Here is a 17,668-nt window from a genome sequence, read left to right as displayed (position 1 = left end):
TCGAACATACATTCGCCTTTTTATTTGACCCCCGCAAGTGGGCATAAAAAAACCGCAGCAAAGTAATCTTCGCCACGGTTCTTCCGGTAACTATTCTTCATTATAGCTGTCTATTCGACAATTGACAAACTTTATTTATTCCGTCAGCCCCGCTTCCGGTTACTGCGCTTGCAGCGCCTGCCATAGTCGGTAAAGTGCAGCTTTTACAGCCCGCAGCCTGATCATTCCTCTTCCGCCGCTAAGGTTCAACGTGTGAACGATTGTTGGTTTGCCTCGCTCAGCTATGCCTACGTAGACAAGCCCTACCGGCTTGCCTTCGGATTCTGCCGGCCCGGCAACGCCCGTTAAAGAAACGCCAAAGTCAGCGTCGGACATCTCTCTCACCCGCTCCGCCATCAGTGCGGCGGTCGAATCGCTGATTGCACCCGGCGCGCCTTCGCCCTCAAGCTGCGTCAACGGAATGCTGAGCAGATGATGCTTCATTATATTGGTATAAGTAACTACCCCTCCTACGTACTCTCCACTGCTCCCAGGAACGTTTGTAATAAGTTCTGCGAACAAACCCCCGCTACAGCTTTCCGCGCTCGCCAGCTTACGCCTTGAGGCTCTCAGAAGGTGCACAACCTCCTCTTCGATCGGGATGTCCTGCTGCGCGTACAAAAACTCGCCAACCCGTTCCTTAATCTTCTCGACGGTCTCATCGATTTTCCGATCCGCATCTAACGCTGTGCCCGCTTTGGTGGAAACCCGGATAGCCACCTCGCCTTCCTTCGCATAGGGGGCGATGGTTGGATCAACCTGGCCGTCAATCAAATCAAGCAGCTTTGCTTCAAGATTGGACTCGCCAATCCCGACGAATTTCAGCAACCGCGAGTAGAGCGGCTCTACTGTACCAAGCACAGAACGCAGCCACACCTCGCCGGCACCGTCCATCATCGGCTTCATTTCGCGCGGCGGCCCAGGCAGCAGCAAATAATGCGTGCCATCGACTAACAAGCCATTGCCTACAGCAAGTCCTGTCGTATTTTCAAGCGGCTCTCCGCCTTCGATCATAAGGGCCTGCCGGCGATTGCTCTCCACCATGTGAATGCCTCGTGAGCTGAACAACTGCTCGATTTGAGCCATCGAAGGCTCGTGAATAAGCAGCTCGCGATTCAAATAATCGGCTAATACATCCTTCGTAAGATCATCTTGCGTAGGCCCGAGACCGCCCGTAAAGACGAGCAGGTCCGCACGGCTTCTCCCGATTTCGATCGCTTGCCTCAGCCGCTGGGCGTTGTCCCCTACTACCGTTTGGAAATAAACATCAACGCCTAAACCCGCAAGCTTTTGCGACAAAAACTGTGCATTCGTATTCACGATTTGGCCGAGCAGCAGCTCTGTGCCGACCGCAATGATTTCTGCTTTCATGGTTCCTGTTCTCCTCTGCGTTCGAATGTGCGATGTCTGAATAATACTAAGCATATAAGCAAAAGCATCTCCCCGTTTGACGGAAAGATGCTTTGACATTATTCTACCGGAATCAAATGTTTGTTTTTCAAGAAATAATCGATACCCGAATATACCGTAATTGCCGCTGCGACCCAGCTAGCGACTACATCAAACGGAAAATCAATGAAATTGAATGGGAAATTGTTGATCAACAGCGCGATAATCATCGTAATTTGAATGGCCGTCTTCCATTTGCCCCATGTGCTGGCAGCCATAACAGAGCCCTCTAGAAGGGCGATCTGGCGAAGGCCGGTTACCGCAAATTCGCGGCTGATAATTACGATTGCAATCAATGCGTTCAGCTTGTCCATTTCGACAAGTGAAATCAGTACCGCAGCTACGAGCAGCTTATCCGCCAAAGGATCGAGCAGCTTGCCGAGGTTTGTAACGATTTTGTTCTTGCGTGCGATATAGCCGTCTAACCCGTCTGTGCTTGCCGCCACAATAAAAATGAGTGCCGCTGCGATTTGATTGTATGTTATGGAGAAGTCTGAAATGCTGAACGACCCCAAATCCATTTTTATGAGCAGAAAGAACATAATGACCGGCACCAAAAATATTCTGGCTAGTGTAATGCGGTTCGCCAGATTCACGCAATTCCCTCCTTACATCGATCTAACTCAAAGGTGTGCGTAACGCGAACTCCTTGTTCCTGATTGAAATCAGCCTTCCGTTCGGGCTGCAGGCCATTTGGCAAGCAACTGCCCTGAGCAACAGCATTTGTTTTTTCTCTCATCTATGTACTCCCCCAAATCCTTCCGCAGAGCTATCTAACCAAGTATAATACATGCAAATACACGTGTCAAAAGCGGCTAAAGCCTCAATTTTCATTGCCAGCAGCACCAAAACGAAAAGCCTCGTTTCTCAAATTACGATGAAACGAAGCTTTTGTTTTATGAGCGATAATTCGTGAATTGCAGTTCAACCGGCAGATCTGCTTCTCTAAGCAGCTTCATGACTGCCTGCAAATCATCAAGGCTTTTGCCCGATACTCTAATCTGATCGCCTTGAATCAAGCTTTTCACTTTCAGCTTCGAATCACGTATCAAAATATTGATTTTTTTCGAGACATCCTGCTCAATTCCTTGTCTTAGCTTAATTCGTTGGCGAACGGTATTGCCCGAAGCGCCTTCAATTTTGCCATAATCCAAGTTTTTGATCGGTACGCCTCGTTTAACCATTTTGGACAATAAAATATCAAGCACGTTCTTTAGCTTATAATCATCCTCGGAAGCGACAACAAGCTCTTCCTTCTCAAGGGCGATGGAACTCTTGCTGCCTTTAAAGTCAAAGCGCGTTTCAATCTCGCGCTCCGCTTGTTTAATTGCATTCGCAAGCTCCTGCATATCCACCTTGGATACAATATCAAAAGCATTTTCTGAAGCCATTCATACCTCTCCTTTGTTACATTAATCAATTATTCCGTTTTAGGTGTTTCCTTCGGTGCATCCGTTGGTGTTACATCGCCGCCAACAGGCTTGAGCAGCAATTTCTTGGAGCCCGCCCGATCGCCGTCTGGGACCGGAACGCCATCCACGGTAATTTCCGTCAAGTCGGCTCTGCCTACATTGATGTAGATAGGACCTGTAAGATCATAAGGCTCAACCGTGCCGTCCTCTGCATTCGCAGAGTATAGCTTCTCGCCGCTGTTGCTGCCTGAGCGAACCTCAAGCCAGCTGCGGCCGCCAACGACTTTAATTTCAACTTTATGGACCGTACCGGCTGGGCCGATGTCATATTGGTCTGCCTTGCCCACTTTGCTGCCAAACGTTACGGTTGTCGGCGCAATGGTTGGAGTAGGAGAAACAGGCGGTGCACTTGGCGTGTTCTCGCCAACAGCGGCGTTATTCCCCGTATTTGTAGTTGGCGCTTCAGAAGCGTCAGTAATATTGGTAGTGTTATCTACCTTATTTGTATCGCCGGAGTCTCTATTAATGGCATAAACCCAGATGACAACAACGATCAAAATAAGAAAGGACCACATCATCACGCTGAAGCCGATTTTGCCAAGCCTCTCTGATGATTGGGATTTCACTCTGCGCGGCGCTCTGACGACAAGCGGCTCAGATATTTGCTCCACCGGAGCAGCAGGCACTTCATGCTGATATAAGCGTAGAACTTCATCAGGATCGAGTCCAACTGCTTCTGAATAATTTTTCACGAATGCCCGTACGTAAAAAGGACCCGGTAAAACCGTGTGATCCCCACTTTCAATCGCTTCCAAGTACCGTTTTCTAATTTTTGTTGTTTCTTGAATATCGTCAAGCGTTAAGCCGCGCTGGTCTCTCGCCTTGCGAAGTAGTTCACCTAAATCAGACATGAGACGGCCTCCTTTCGGTTAGAAATCGTCTGTATAGTTAGCTGTGAAAGATTCATAAGATATTTCCTCATCTGGTGTATTGCGCAATTCTACAATAATGTCAAAATGGCTATAATCGTAATTGGATTCCTTAATAAATATATCGGGGTGCTCGATAACTTTTGTCGACGGCATAGCCATAATTTCTTGCAGCAAGCCGTAATGCTTCTCGTTCGAGCGAATCGTGCTTACGATCCCGTCTATAATAAAAATGTTGTTTGGCTGCATTTCATCCTCGGATAGCTGGCTTCTAACCGTCTGCCGAAGCAAGGTTGAGGACACAAAAGTCCAGCGCTTATTCGAGCAAACGCTGCCTGCTATAATGGATTCCGTCTTGCCTACCCGCGGCATGCCTCTTAATCCAATAACCTGATTTCCGTCACGTTTAAACACTTCGCCCAAAAAGTCTACCAAAATTCCGAGCTCGTCGCGCGTAAAACGGAACGTTTTGCGATCATCGGAATCCCGTTCGATATAGCGTCCATGACGGACAGCTAAAATATCAACAATTGTAGGCGTTCTCAGCTTGTTTACAGTAATATTATCAACTTTTTGAAGCATTTTGCCAAGCAGTTCGATCTTCTCGTCATCATCGGTTTGAAGAAGCATGCCCCTTGTCCGGTCCTCGACACCGTTGATCGTCATAATATTGACTTCAAGCATACCTAGCAATGAGGCGATGTCTCCAAGCAAGCCTGGTCGGTTCTTATGTATTTTGTATTCCATGTACCACTGTTTCGACTCCAAAGCTGTCACCGTCCTAAACCTGATCGTATAGAAGTATGTAAATGATTGTAGTGCCTGTCATAAAACATAATTCTACAATTTTCGTCACAATCCTGCAACCCAAAAAGAAACATTGCAGAAAAGCCTCCTTAAGGGAGGCTCTTCTGCTTCTGCTTCAGTTGACGAATTGTCGCCATCGTAAAAATGGACTATGATTTTTGGACTAGCTTGACCATCAAGCAGGCGAGCGTTTTGCGCTCAGCCTCGTCGCCAGCATCCCATAGCTCCTTCAATACGCGTTCTTCCTCATTTTTTGGATCGACCTTTTCTTCAAGAAAAGAACCGATCTCAAAAGCTAAGGAAACAATCGTTTCTTCCGTCATCCCAATCTTTTTTGCTTGTTCTACACGTTCTGCCAAAAAATGCTTCCAAGTCGCAAAATTAGAAAGGACAGTTGACATGTTTCTTCGCCTCCTACAGGTATAGAAAAGAATCATCAACGGTCTTATCATGCGTAAAAGCATTTCTAATTATGCAGAAGAGGCTTGTCTTCTAAAAATAGCAGGTCGTCTGCTACGTATGCCAGCCGCCATTGGGGCTGATGACTTGACCTGTAATATACGAGGATTCCGGCAGCGCCAGAAAATACACGAGCGAAGCGATTTCTTCCGTAGAACCAAATCGTCCAACCGGTATTTCCTGCTGTATCGCTGCTTTCTCCTCCGCATTGAAGCTATCCATCATCTCGGTATCGACCGCACCTGGCGCAACCGCATTTACCGTAACGCCCGTTGGCGCCAGCTCTTTGGCCAGCGCCTTCGTAAATGCGTTCATACCGCCCTTGGTTGTTGAATAAAGCACTTCGCACGATGCGCCGGACATTCCCCAGATGGAAGAAACATTTATGATACGGCCGTAACGCTGGGCAATCATATTCGGCATGAACAGCTGCGAGCAAAGAAACATACCCTTCAGATTGACGGACATGACATCATCCCATTCTTCTTCAGTCACATCCATCAGCATGCCGTAATGAGAAATGCCTCCGTTGTTGACTAATATATCCGGAAGCATATTATGGCTCTCCAGCTTCTCCCGCATCCGCTCAAGCTGTTCCTTGGAACGCAGATCGGCAGAGATCGTTAACACGTTCGCGCCAAGAGCCATGCAGGTTCGAGCCGTTTCGTTAGCAGTCTCATGCGATTGCAAATAATGAATGACAATATTGACTCCCTCGGCTGCAAATCGTTTGGCAATGGCTGCCCCGATGCCGCGGCTTCCCCCGGTTATCAACACCGTCATTTGTTGGAGCGTCTTCATTTTGTAGGCTGTTCCACAATCGATACGGATAGCTGGTCAAAGTCAAAATGCTCGCGGAGCCGGTCATTAACCTCTTCAAGCGTGCATTTTTCATAAAAATCCAGCACATCGAACATATCGCTGTCACGGAAACGGTATCTCGTAAATTCACCGGCAATTGCTTCTGGGGAGTTTAGCATTCGTAAATATCCGCCGATTTTTTTGCGTTTGGCTCTCTCAAATGCCGTTGGTTCAATACCTATGGCTAAAATGCCTTCTACGGCTGCGCGTATTTGCTTAATCAGCTCATCCGGATTTGGCGTATCTCCTCCGATGACGGAGAATGCGTAACCCGTGCTCGAATTGTATTCGTGGCCAAAGGAGTCCGAAATCAGGTCATTCTCATAAAGCTGCTGATAAAGCTTCGAGCTTGGTCCAATGAGCGCTTCCAGCATCAGCTTGGTCGTCACCTCTTGGCGAAGAAGAGCTTCGCCTGTCAGTCCTGTGTGTTTTTCTTTGAAGCCAAGCATGCATTTCGGCTGCGATACGGGAAGCTCCGTCACCTTGCGGGATATCTTGGCGGCTTCCGGCTCTTTTTCAAAAAACCGCTCGATCGGTCCCTGAGGCTCAAAAGATTTACTGTTTTGGTTGTCCCGCACTAGCTGGAACACTTCCTCCGCTTTCACCCCGCCAACGACAAACAAAATCATGTTTGAAGGGTGATAAAACGTTTCATAGCACCGGTATAGCGTTTCCTTATCGATTTGCCTAATGGATTCCACCGTACCGGCAATATCGATATGAACCGGATGCTCATGGTAAAGCGCATCAATCAAGCCGAAATACACTCTCCAATCCGGGTTATCGCGGTACATATTAATTTCCTGCTCGATAATGCCTTTTTCCTTCTCTACATTGGCGTCTGTAAAATAAGGATTTTGCACAAAGTTGATTAAAGTCTCCAAATTCGCGTTAATCTGCTCCGTTGCCGAAAACAAATAGACGGTTCTATCGAAGCTTGTAAAAGCGTTCGCGGAGGCGCCTTGCGAGGCAAATACGGCAAATATATCTCCCGTAGGCTCCTCGAACATTTTGTGCTCCAAGAAATGCGCTATGCCGTCAGGCACCTTGACAGGAGGCTGATTGCCGACCGCAAAACGGTTGTCTACCGAGCCATACTTCGTTGAAAAGGTCGCATATGTTTTATTGAAGCCTTCCTTAGGAAGCACGATAACTTCAAGCCCGTTATCTAGCACTTCACGGTACAACGTTTCCTGAACATTTGGATAGCTGAGGGTTTGCATCGGTTATGCCTCCTTTCGATCACGCAAAAAGTATATCGTATCGAGCTGCACGCGCTCCGCAACCTTCACGATGTCCTCTGCGGTAACCGCCTGAACCTGTTCAAGCAGCTGCTCTGGGCTTCGCTCTTTCCCGGTCAGCACGCTATTAAAGTCGTATGCGATCATTTCATAGGCGGAATCCTGAAGCTCGCGGAGATGATTGGAGATCATCGCTTTCGTCTGGCTCATCTCGAGCTCCGACAGCTGTCCTTGGCGCATGCTCTCAAGCTGCTCCTGAATAATCGCGACTGCACGATCGTAATTGGCAAATTCGATCCCCGATTGAATCGTGCAAAGCCCTTTATGTCCATCCAGCCTTGACGCGGCGTAATACGCAAGGCTTTCCTTTTCACGAACGTTCAAGAAAAGCTTCGAATGCGGATATCCGCCCAAAATGCCGTTATACATTAATGCGGCTGGATAAGCATCATCGCTATAGCCGACCCCAGTACGCAGTCCCAGATTCAGCTTCCCTTGGCTGACTTCCATCTTCTCGGTTACCATTTTCACTTCTTTAACCGTATGCTGAACGTCAGGAACGGAATAAGCCGATGGCGTTCCGGCTTTAAGCTTGAAAGTTTTGGTAACGAGCTGAGTCACTTCCTCAAGCGTCGTATCGCCAACGACATACAAGTCGAGCGCGGCGTTATTGAGCCATTGTTCGTAATGCTCATACAAAGCGGAAGGCGTTATGGCGTCAATCTCTGACAATTTGCCAAGCGGATGCAAGCGGTAAGGCTCATCCGCGCACATTTCCTCCAAGCAGCGCTCAGCTGCGTATCGGATTTTATCGTTCACGATTGCCTCTAGCCGCTTCTTGAGCGTCGTTTTTTCTGCATCCACATATTTATGATGGAAGCCGTTATTGTCGAGCAGCGGATCGGTAAGCACATCGCCTAAGAAGTGAAGCGATTCCGCAAGAAGCGAGGTATTGGATGAGACAAATTCGTCATTGATCACATCCATGCGGAATTGGACGATTTGGGAATCGCCTCTTTTATATACGTCAAACCCAAAGCCTGCGCCATATAAATCGTCAAGCTTCTCACGGAAAGCAATCGTTTCAGGCAAATTAGCTGTGCCTCTTCTAAGTACGAAGGGAATGAGCGCAACCGGCGTTACCGTTGCTTCATCAAGGGTAAGTCCCGCAAATAAGGAAATGGCAAACGTTTTAAATCGTTTTGTAGGCAGCACATGCAGGCGAATGCGCTGCAGCTGACCTCTTTCGAATTGGGTCACTCGGTTTGCTCCTTTCATCGGCGCGTTATAGAGTAAATCTATTCCAATTGACAAATCACTATACCATTCTAACCTATAGGAAATGGAAGAAGCAACCACTGCTGCGCTAGGCAGTAACGGCTGCTTCCTTTCTTGCAAAACGTATAGTTACATACAGAAAATGTGCTTGCCGATCGTCTTAATTTGAGTCCGAGTCCAAATCCATTTGGAAGTCGCTGTCTCCGGATTGAAGTAGTAAATGCATCCGCCGGTTGGATCCCAGCCGTTGATTGCATCCTCCACCGCATCTCTCGCTCTGGCATTTGGCGTCAGCCAAATTTGTCCGTCAGCAACCGCCGTGAAAGCGCCTGGCTGAAAGATAACGCCATAAATGGTGTTCGGAAAGCTTTGTGATTTCAGACGGTTTAGAATAACAGCCGCTACGGCAACTTGTCCCTCATAAGACTCGCCGCGCGCTTCGCCGTAAACGGCATTAGCCATCATCTGCAAATCGTTATCGGTCAAGCCAAGACGATTGGACTGTGCAACATTTGGATTTTTTCCGGTCGAAGTCGACGTCTCTTTGCCGCCTGTGCCGGAATTAGAAGCCGGAGGAGCTGCTGCTGTCGGCTTCCAGCTTTTCGAAGCTTCCCAAAGCTTTAGCTTTGTTTTCGCTCCGACAACGCCGTCCGACTTGAGACCAAACTTCCACTGAAACCAAGTTACCGCGTTTTTAGTAGCGGAGCCAAACTTTCCGTCTATCGTGCCCTTGAAATAACCGAGATGCTTGAGTCGACCTTGCAATTCATAGACGTCCTGACCAGAGGAGCCTACCGTTAGGGTAGCGTTGCTGAACGTCTCCGTTGCTTCGTTATGCTCTCCGCGCAATAACGAAAAGGAGCCGAACAACAGCAGCACGATAATCGAGGTCACCAAAATTAAACGATTTCTCATGTTGGGATCTGCCTTTCTCTTGCAAGTTAGTTCGCTTAAGGTAGCGTTACCTAACTTTAGTATGAGAAATTCATCCCTCTTCTATGCATTTTATCCTGCTACCCCAAATCATGAACATTTACGAGCTGACTCTGCCCGCTTGAAATTCATCCATCGTAATGAGCACTTCCCTAGGCTTGCTTCCCTCGTAAGGACCTACAATAGAGCGAGCCTCCATCTGGTCGATCAGCCTTGCAGCTCTCGTATAACCAATCCGCATGCGACGCTGCAATAGCGATACAGACGCTTGCTTCGCTTCCAAAATAATTTGTACCGCCTGATCGTAAAGCTCATCCACCGCTTCGTTGCCCTCTGCCGATTCTTCCTCGACCTCTGGCACCAGGTCTTCTTTGTATTCCGCTTCAGCTTGGCCACGCGCGTAATTGACGAGCGTTTCGACTTCCTGATCGGATAAAAAAGCACCCTGAACCCTTATAGGCTTGGACATGCCAACGGGTAAGAATAACATATCCCCTCGGCCGAGCAGCTTCTCCGCCCCTACCATATCCAAGATGGTCCGGGAATCGACCTGCGAGGATACGCCGAACGCAATCCTAGACGGAATATTCGCTTTGATGACGCCCGTAATGACATCTACTGACGGGCGCTGCGTCGCAATGATGAGATGGATACCCGCAGCACGCGCCATTTGGGCAAGCCTCGCGATTGAATCCTCCACGTCATTTGCGGCAACCATCATCAAATCGGCAAGCTCGTCCACAATTACGACGATGTAAGGGAGCACGGCGGCCGGATTGTCAGCCATCAACGTGTTGTAGCCTTCAATGTTGCGGGTTGCAGATTTAGAGAACAGCTCATAGCGGCTTTCCATCTCCACGACGATTTTCTTCAACGCAAGCGAAGCGCGCTTCGGATTTGTTACAACGGGTGCTAGCAAATGCGGAATGCCGTTGTATACGTTAAGCTCAACCATCTTTGGATCGATCATAAGAAATTTCACTTCGTCGGGAGCAGCTTTGTACAAAATACTCGTAATAATTCCGTTAATACAAACCGATTTGCCTGAACCCGTAGCACCTGCAACAAGCAAATGGGGCATTTTCGCCAAATTGCCGACAATCGTCTGACCGGAAATGTCACGACCGAATGCAATGGACAATTTGGATGCGGCATTTTGGAACGTAGCTGTTTCCATGACCTCGCGCATCGTAACGACCGATACTTCCATATTCGGCACTTCAATCCCGATTGCCGATTTCCCTGGAATCGGCGCTTCCATCCGGATATCCTTTGCCGCTAATGCAAGCGCAATATCATCCGTTAGCCCAACGATGCGGCTTACTTTTACTCCGGTAGCAGGCTGAACCTCATAACGCGTAACTGCCGGGCCTCTTACGACATCCAGCACTTTAGCCTTTACGCCAAAGCTCTCAAGCGTTGCCTCCAGCTTTCTGCGCGAATCGTACATGTCGGTTGCGTCTGCGTTTTTGCCTAGTAAATTAGGTTTCGTAAGCAGCGAAAATGGCGGCAGCAGATATGGCTTCACCGTGCTGGCTTCCACAATCGGACGTTTTGGAACAGGCTGCGAACCGCTTTCATCATCAATGAGCGCCTCTGATGCTTCGGCAGCGGCAGTAGCTGGCAGCTCTGAAACTTGCAGCACCGATTCATCCTCAAGCTCATCTTCATCGGAATCATCGGGCTCGGGCGCTTCTGGAGCGGCAAGCTCCTGAACTGGCCACGGCCCTCTCCATTCTTCCTCTTCAGGAGCGTCAGGAAGCTCAGGATCGATCACTAGACCGGTCTGAGTCTCAACCCAAGGTACAGCTTGCTCTTGCCCGGAGAGCGTATTTAGCGGCTCTGTATGTAAGTCTTCGCCGGATTTCTCCCATGGCGGCTCAAAATCATTTTGCCAAGCAGGCTTGCTGTTTGAACGCGCTTCAAGGCTGTTTGGCTCGAATACCCATTCATCCTGCTCGTCGTCTTTCTCGCTTTGCTCCTCGGCATTGTTGTTTTGCCGCCATGAGAAAAATAAAGATTTTCTCTTTTTTGGGGGAGCTGCAACGTAACCGTCATGGTCATCATCAATCGTATCGTCATCATCGTCGATATCCGTTTGGCTGGCACTCGAAGCAGCAACGGCAGAAGCGCGCCTTGCTGTCCGTTTCGCCCATTTTGCGCTTAGCAGCTTGAACATTCGGGTTCCCCTGCTGCTTGCCAGCCTTCCTAATTCCACATAGGACTTGCCTGTCATGAGCATAATGGAAATCGCGAACATGACGAACATGATCAGCTTCGCGCCATAGTAGCCAAACAAGGAGAAAAATAACGAATATTGAATAGCTCCGACGTAGCCGCCGCTTATTTCCTTGTCTCTAATCGGTAAATCGTTGGCTGCTGGAACACTAATTAATGATAGCTGCAAATCGCTGCTTAGCTGCCTAAAAATCTCCGTGCCAGTCAAATCGACCGTAGGGCCCAGCTTTTGATCAATTTCCGATATGGAGCTCATCAGCGTGAAAGCGAGCACTAAAATAAACAAGCCAGTGCGTCTATTCGTCCAACCCTTTGGCCAAGCCCGTTTGATCATGACAGCCAGTCCAATTACGATGCCAATTAAAGCAAGCACAAAATAAAACTTGCCGAGCACAAGCCCAAATAGCTTGGATAACGAGCGCCCGACAGCCGCTTCACCTGACAATGCAATGATGGAGATTGTAATAAGCAATATGCCGTATACTTCGTATTTTAAGTTTGTGCCAATTGTTTTTTTTCGTCTCTTTTTCTTTGCCAATTCCGTCACCTCTGGTAAAAGATTATACCATAGGTGGGCAAATGTTCCTATGAGACATTCGTACGAACATCTGTTTGCTGTTACTTGTAATGAACAATCGTCCCCGGCATTAAGCTTGGCTTCAAATAATCATCCAAGCTGCACTCGATAAGGCGGACGATCTTCCCCATGCCCGGCGCAACCGGCAAAACCTGCATCTTTACGCCGTTTGACCAAACCTCCTGCAAATTTTCCGCTTCATCATGAAATCCCTCCAGCACCAATTCGAGCGGCATATTCGTATAAATGGTCATACGCTGCCCACCTCAAGTCTTCCGCGTTTCCATGCCTCAATCCGTTGGTTCAGCTCCCTTAACGCCTCACCGAGGCCGCCTACCGCATCAATCAACCCATGCTTTACCGCATCGGAGCCAATGACCGTCGTTCCGATATCCCTTGTAAGCTCGCCCGTTTTGAACATCAGCTCTTTAAAGATATGCTCCGACACGTTGGAATGCGAGGTGACAAACCGTACGACACGCTCCTGCATTTTATCCAAATATTCGAAGGTTTGCGGTACTCCGATGACTAAACCGTTTAATCTAATCGGATGAATCGTCATCGTCGCCGTTTCCGCAATAAACGACATATCGCCCGCTACTGCGATCGGAACGCCGATGGAATGCCCGCCGCCCAGAACGAGCGTCACCGTCGGCTTTGATAGGGATGAGATCATTTCGGCAATGGCTAGTCCCGCTTCCACGTCGCCGCCTACCGTATTCAAGACGATAAAGACGCCTTCGATTTTATTATTTTGTTCGGCCGCTACTAATTGCGGAATAAGATGCTCGTATTTGGTCGTTTTGTTTTGCGGCGGCAGAACTAAGTGACCCTCTACCTGCCCAATAATCGTCATGCAAAATATGTTCGACTCATTAAGCGCAGGTGTCGCGGTCTGGCCAAGCTGCTGTATTGTGTCGACGACAGCATTCGCCTTTCTTTTCTCATCTGCACTTGGTTCCTGCTGCTCTGAAGTAATATCCGTTTGCATTTGCCAACTCATGTACAATCCCCCTCTAATGAAATAATGCTCGTCATAGTATGGGGTCTGACGTCGAATTTATACAAATACAGTCACGAATCGATATAGAGCACAAAAAAGAGAACCGTTTGTCTCCGCCGCGGCAAATGCGGAATGGACAAACGATCCTCTTCGTTTATTGATGTATTTGATTATACTTCCATAATGATTGGCAAAATCATTGGGCGACGGCGAGTTTGCTCGTACAAAAAGCGACCAAGCGCATCCTTCACATTTGTTTTGAGTGATGCCCATTCGTTGACTTTATCGTTCATCAGGCGCGTAAGCGTTGAAGTTACGATGCGGTTTGCTTCATCCAGCAAGCCCTCGGATTCACGAACATATACGAAACCGCGAGAAATGATGTCTGGACCAGACAAGATGGCGCCATCTTGCTTGCTAAGCGTAACTACGACAACCAAGATGCCATCTTGCGATAACAGCTTACGGTCACGAAGTACGATGTTACCAACATCGCCTACACCCAAACCGTCGATCAATACGTTGCCAGCTTGTACTTTAGAACCCTTGCGGCCGCTGCCGTTTTGGAATTCTACAGTGTCACCGTTATCAATTACGAAAATGTTTTCGCGCTCGATTCCGATTGCTTCACCAAGCTTCGCGTGCTGGCGAAGCATACGGTATTCACCGTGAATCGGAATAAAGTATTTAGGCTTAATCAGGTTAAGCATAAGTTTCAATTCTTCTTGGCTGCCGTGACCGGATACGTGTACGCCCGATACCGAGCCGTTTCCGTAAATCACGTTTGCGCCTAAACGGAATAATTCATCAACCGTACGTCCAACATATCTCTCGTTGCCTGGAATCGGCGTTGCAGCGATGATAACCGTATCGCCTGGCAAGATGTCCACCTTGCGGTGAGTAGAGCGCGCCATGCGTGTAAGTGCTGACATTGGCTCGCCTTGACTGCCTGTACACAAAATGACAACGCGATCCGCAGCCAATTTGTTAACTTCCTCCGGTTCAATGATCATGCCTTCCGGAATGTTCAAGTAACCAAGATCGGAAGCGATGCCAACTACGTTCACCATGCTGCGGCCTACAACAGCGATTTTGCGTTTTGTAGCGATTGCAGCATTAATAATTTGTTGAATCCGGTGTACGTTCGATGCGAATGTCGCAACAACGACGCGCTGTGACGATTTCCGGAATATATCTTCAAGATTATCGCCTACCTGAGCTTCAGACGGCGTGTATCCAGGACGTTCTGCATTTGTACTATCCGACAATAACGCCAAAACGCCGCGTTTCCCGATTTCAGCGATACGCTGCAAATCAGCGAATTGCTCGTTAACCGGCGTATGATCGAATTTAAAGTCACCCGTATGAACGACAGTGCCTTCCGGTGTATCCAAGCTGACGCCAACGGAATCAGGAATACTGTGGTTTGTTCTAAAGAAGGAAGCACGGATGGTGCCTAGCTGAATTTCGCTGTCTGCGTTGATGAGAATACGTTTAGTTTCTCCAAGCAAACCCGCTTCCTTCAATTTGCCTTCAATAAGTCCGAGTGTTAGTTTAGTTGCATATAAAGGAACATTTAAGCTCTTCAATACATATGGCAGTCCGCCGATGTGATCCTCGTGACCATGAGTAATAATGATGCCGCGAACTTTGTCGCGATTTTCCGTTAAGTATGAAATATCCGGTATGACGATATCTATACCGAGCATGTCCTCTTCTGGAAACTTCAAGCCTGAGTCAACAACTACAATGTCGTTGTTATATTGAATGACATACATATTTTTTCCGATTTCGCCTACTCCGCCTAGTGCAAAAATGAGCAGTTTATCCTGGTTGTTCTTCTTAGACAAGTGTATCTTTCCTCCTTAAAATTTTGCGAAGCAGCTTTTGCTTCGTAATCATTTTCTTAAATTTTTGCGAAGCACAAAGGCTTCGTGAACATGTTTGTGAAATTTTGCGAAGCAGAAAAGCTTCGTAATATTTAATTGTTGCGAAGCGAATAGGCTTCGTAAGTATGGTCTGAATATGGAAAAGCAGAATAGCTTCGTACAGTCCCACCTGGTGTAGTGAAGCCGAACCTTTTTAAACCTATGCCCTGTTATCGTCAGATGCCGCTCTGACGTTAAGTTCATTTCCAAATATTTGCCGCACCCAGTCACTTGCAATCATTATACATGAAGAAAAAGCTGGAATACAAGTGAAACCCGATAAAGCTATTTTCCAATATGCTTCCCAAAAAAATAAAACCGATGCTGGACGCACCGGCTGCAATCAAAGAAAACGTCTATTTATACGAGCAAATTGCGTAAGAATGCGGCTTCAGCCTCATTCACTGTAACAAGCGGGAGCCTTACTCCGCCTACGGAAAATGCTTTTAAACCAAGTGCATATTTTACTGCAACAGGATTAGGAACAGGATGAGGACATTGGAATAAACCTTTGAAAATCGGAAATAAGCGTCCATTCATACGTGCAGCTTCCTGAACGTTGCCGCTTGTGTATGCTTGGATCAGCTCTTTCATTTCGGCTCCGATAATATGGCTTGCTACGCTTATCGTGCCATATCCGCCAATCGCCAGAGCAGGCAGAGTCGCGCTGTCATCACCGGTATACACTTTAAAATCAGCCGGTGCCCCGCTAATAATTTGCGTCAATTGATCGGTAGATGCACAATCCTTAGTAGCGACAACGTTGTCGATTTGTGCTAAACGAAGCGTCGTTTCTACAGAAAGGTTCACACCAGTGCGACCCTCAACGTTGTACAAAATGACAGGCAAAGCGGTTGCTTCCGCAATAGCCTTAAAATGCTGGAATAGTCCCTCTTGGTTAGGACGGTTGTAGTAAGGAGCAACAAGCAATACGGCATCAACACCCGCAGCTTCTGCCTCTTTTGTCAAATGGATGGAATGGGCCGTGTTATTGCTCCCTGTACCTGCAATAATTTTGCAACGACCATTCGCATGCTTAACAGCAAATCGGAACAGCTCTAACTTCTCTTCATCGGACAGCGTAGGCGATTCGCCAGTAGTGCCTGAAACGACAAGACTATCGCTTTGCTGATCCTCAATCAAATAATCAATCAATTGGCCAGTCGTTTGCCAATCAATGTGACCGTCCGCATCGAATGGGGTTACCATTGCGGTAATTAATCTTCCAAATTCCATCTGAATTCCTCCCAAAAGTGTTGCTCTCTATCGATGAAGCTCGAACTTTGCGTGGAGAGAACGCAGTGCCTCCGCCATATCCGCTTCACGTACGAGCACCCATATCGTTGTATTGGAATCGGCCGATTGCATGATGGAAATCCCTTGTTCCGTCAGCGCTTCCACGATACGCGCCATAACGCCAGGTTCTCCATTCATTCCACCGCCGATTACGGATACTTTAGCACAGCCGTTTATGGCTGAAGGAGCAAATCCTCCCTCCTTCAACACATCGACCGCACGTTCAGCATCATGATCAAATACGGTATAAATTGCGCCGCTAGGCGTTACATTAATAAAGTCGACGCTAATGCGATGCTTAGCCATCGATTGGAATACTTGAAGCTGCACATCATTTCGGCCTTCGATCGCCTTGACCGATATTTGAGTGATGCCAGAAACATGAGCAATGCCTGTGACATGCCGATCCTTAACGGATAGAGCTGCCCTTAGCTCGGCCGAATCAGTTACAAGCGTGCCTGTTTCGTTAGAAAAGGTAGAACGCACTCGCAGCGGTATGCGAGCTTGCTGAGCAATCTCAACCGCACGGGGATGTATCACCTTGGCTCCTTGCCTTGCCATGTTGCAAATTTCAGCGTAGCTGACGACAGGAAGCGGCTTTGCCTCTTCGACAATGCGCGGATCTGCTGTCAATATGCCATTTACGTCTGTATAGATATCAACCATTTCAGCGCGCAGCGCAGCGCCAAGGGCAGTCGCAGATGTATCGCTTCCGCCGCGGCCAAGCGTAGTCGTATCGCCATGCGCCGTGCTTCCTTGAAAGCCTGTCACAATAACGACCGTGCCTGCATGTAAATGGCTTATGACCTTATCTGGACGAATTTCTTTAATTCGGGCTTGCCCATATTGCTCGTCAGTAATCATGCCCGCCTGTCCGCCGGTTAAAACGACGGAAGGTATGCCGCTTGCGATGAGTAAGCTGCATAAAGCGGCTGCGGAAATAATTTCTCCGCAGCCTAACAGCATATCCCGCTCGCGAGCCGGCAATCTGTCGCCATTGTCACGAATAAGCTGAAGCAGCGTATCCGTGGCATATGGATCACCCTTTCGACCCATTGCCGATACAACAACGACAACAGCGAAGCCATTACTGCGTTCTCTGCTAATGTGATGGATAACGTGTTCTCTGGCATGATCGGTTGATAGAGAGGTGCCCCCGAATTTTTGAATCAGGATGCGCATATAATTATCCTCCGTGATCGATCCCAAGAAGGAGCA

Annotated in this window: 16 protein-coding genes; all 16 read right to left on the bottom strand. The window is 48.1% G+C overall.

What is annotated here, in order from left to right:
• Positions 1–159: 159 nt before the first annotated feature.
• Entirely contained in the window at positions 160–1,410 is a 1,251-nt protein-coding gene (locus A7975_RS03335; protein ID WP_065384111.1) for a competence/damage-inducible protein A, read from the bottom strand.
• A gap of 98 nt (positions 1,411–1,508) precedes the next feature.
• The gene (pgsA, locus tag A7975_RS03330; protein ID WP_053375786.1) at positions 1,509–2,084 is read right to left on the bottom strand and encodes a CDP-diacylglycerol--glycerol-3-phosphate 3-phosphatidyltransferase; all 576 of its coding nucleotides are present in this window, start codon (positions 2,082–2,084) and stop codon (positions 1,509–1,511) included.
• Positions 2,085–2,384: 300 nt separating this feature from the next.
• Complete coding sequence (locus A7975_RS03325; protein WP_053375785.1) at positions 2,385–2,879, bottom strand: YajQ family cyclic di-GMP-binding protein; 495 nt, start codon at positions 2,877–2,879, stop codon at positions 2,385–2,387.
• 29 nt (positions 2,880–2,908) lie between these two features.
• Complete coding sequence (locus tag A7975_RS03320; RefSeq protein WP_065384110.1) at positions 2,909–3,811, bottom strand: helix-turn-helix domain-containing protein; 903 nt, start codon at positions 3,809–3,811, stop codon at positions 2,909–2,911.
• Positions 3,812–3,829: 18 nt separating this feature from the next.
• Positions 3,830–4,597 (bottom strand): DUF3388 domain-containing protein, encoded by a 768-nt coding sequence (locus A7975_RS03315; protein WP_053377777.1) that lies wholly within the window; start codon positions 4,595–4,597, stop codon positions 3,830–3,832.
• Between the two features lie 188 nt (positions 4,598–4,785).
• A complete protein-coding gene (locus A7975_RS03310) occupies positions 4,786–5,037 on the bottom strand; it encodes a DUF3243 domain-containing protein (RefSeq protein WP_053375783.1) in 252 nt (83 codons plus the stop codon).
• A gap of 112 nt (positions 5,038–5,149) precedes the next feature.
• A complete protein-coding gene (gene ymfI / locus A7975_RS03305) occupies positions 5,150–5,878 on the bottom strand; it encodes an elongation factor P 5-aminopentanone reductase (RefSeq protein ID WP_483295889.1) in 729 nt (242 codons plus the stop codon).
• A gap of 14 nt (positions 5,879–5,892) precedes the next feature.
• Positions 5,893–7,179, bottom strand: a complete 1,287-nt coding sequence (yfmH, locus tag A7975_RS03300; RefSeq protein ID WP_065384108.1) for an EF-P 5-aminopentanol modification-associated protein YfmH — start codon at positions 7,177–7,179, stop codon at positions 5,893–5,895.
• A gap of 3 nt (positions 7,180–7,182) precedes the next feature.
• A complete protein-coding gene (gene yfmF / locus A7975_RS03295) occupies positions 7,183–8,475 on the bottom strand; it encodes an EF-P 5-aminopentanol modification-associated protein YfmF (protein WP_065384798.1) in 1,293 nt (430 codons plus the stop codon).
• A 129-nt stretch (positions 8,476–8,604) separates the two neighbouring features.
• Positions 8,605–9,390 carry a spore cortex-lytic enzyme gene (sleB, locus tag A7975_RS03290; protein WP_065384107.1) on the bottom strand — a complete coding sequence of 262 codons (786 nt, stop codon included), beginning with the start codon at positions 9,388–9,390 and terminating at the stop codon, positions 8,605–8,607.
• Between the two features lie 118 nt (positions 9,391–9,508).
• Positions 9,509–12,184 carry an FtsK/SpoIIIE family DNA translocase gene (locus A7975_RS03285; protein WP_065384106.1) on the bottom strand — a complete coding sequence of 892 codons (2,676 nt, stop codon included), beginning with the start codon at positions 12,182–12,184 and terminating at the stop codon, positions 9,509–9,511.
• A gap of 80 nt (positions 12,185–12,264) precedes the next feature.
• Positions 12,265–12,477 carry a YlzJ-like family protein gene (locus A7975_RS03280; RefSeq protein ID WP_065384105.1) on the bottom strand — a complete coding sequence of 71 codons (213 nt, stop codon included), beginning with the start codon at positions 12,475–12,477 and terminating at the stop codon, positions 12,265–12,267.
• Entirely contained in the window at positions 12,474–13,226 is a 753-nt protein-coding gene (locus tag A7975_RS03275) for a ClpP family protease (RefSeq protein ID WP_304362762.1), read from the bottom strand. The genes A7975_RS03280 and A7975_RS03275 overlap by 4 nt, the downstream gene beginning before the upstream one ends.
• Before the next feature lie 170 nt (positions 13,227–13,396).
• Positions 13,397–15,076: a ribonuclease J gene (locus A7975_RS03270; protein WP_053375776.1), complete on the bottom strand. Its 1,680-nt coding sequence runs from the start codon at positions 15,074–15,076 to the stop codon at positions 13,397–13,399.
• A 438-nt stretch (positions 15,077–15,514) separates the two neighbouring features.
• The gene (gene dapA / locus A7975_RS03260) at positions 15,515–16,390 is read right to left on the bottom strand and encodes a 4-hydroxy-tetrahydrodipicolinate synthase (RefSeq protein WP_065384104.1); all 876 of its coding nucleotides are present in this window, start codon (positions 16,388–16,390) and stop codon (positions 15,515–15,517) included.
• A gap of 27 nt (positions 16,391–16,417) precedes the next feature.
• Entirely contained in the window at positions 16,418–17,632 is a 1,215-nt protein-coding gene (gene dapG / locus A7975_RS03255; RefSeq protein WP_053375773.1) for an aspartate kinase, read from the bottom strand.
• Positions 17,633–17,668: the final 36 nt, after the last annotated feature.

It is taken from the genome of Bacillus sp. FJAT-26390 (genome assembly GCF_001682865.1).
Classification (GTDB): domain Bacteria; phylum Bacillota; class Bacilli; order Paenibacillales; family Paenibacillaceae; genus Pristimantibacillus.
This window is presented reverse-complemented; position numbering and strand designations above follow the sequence as displayed.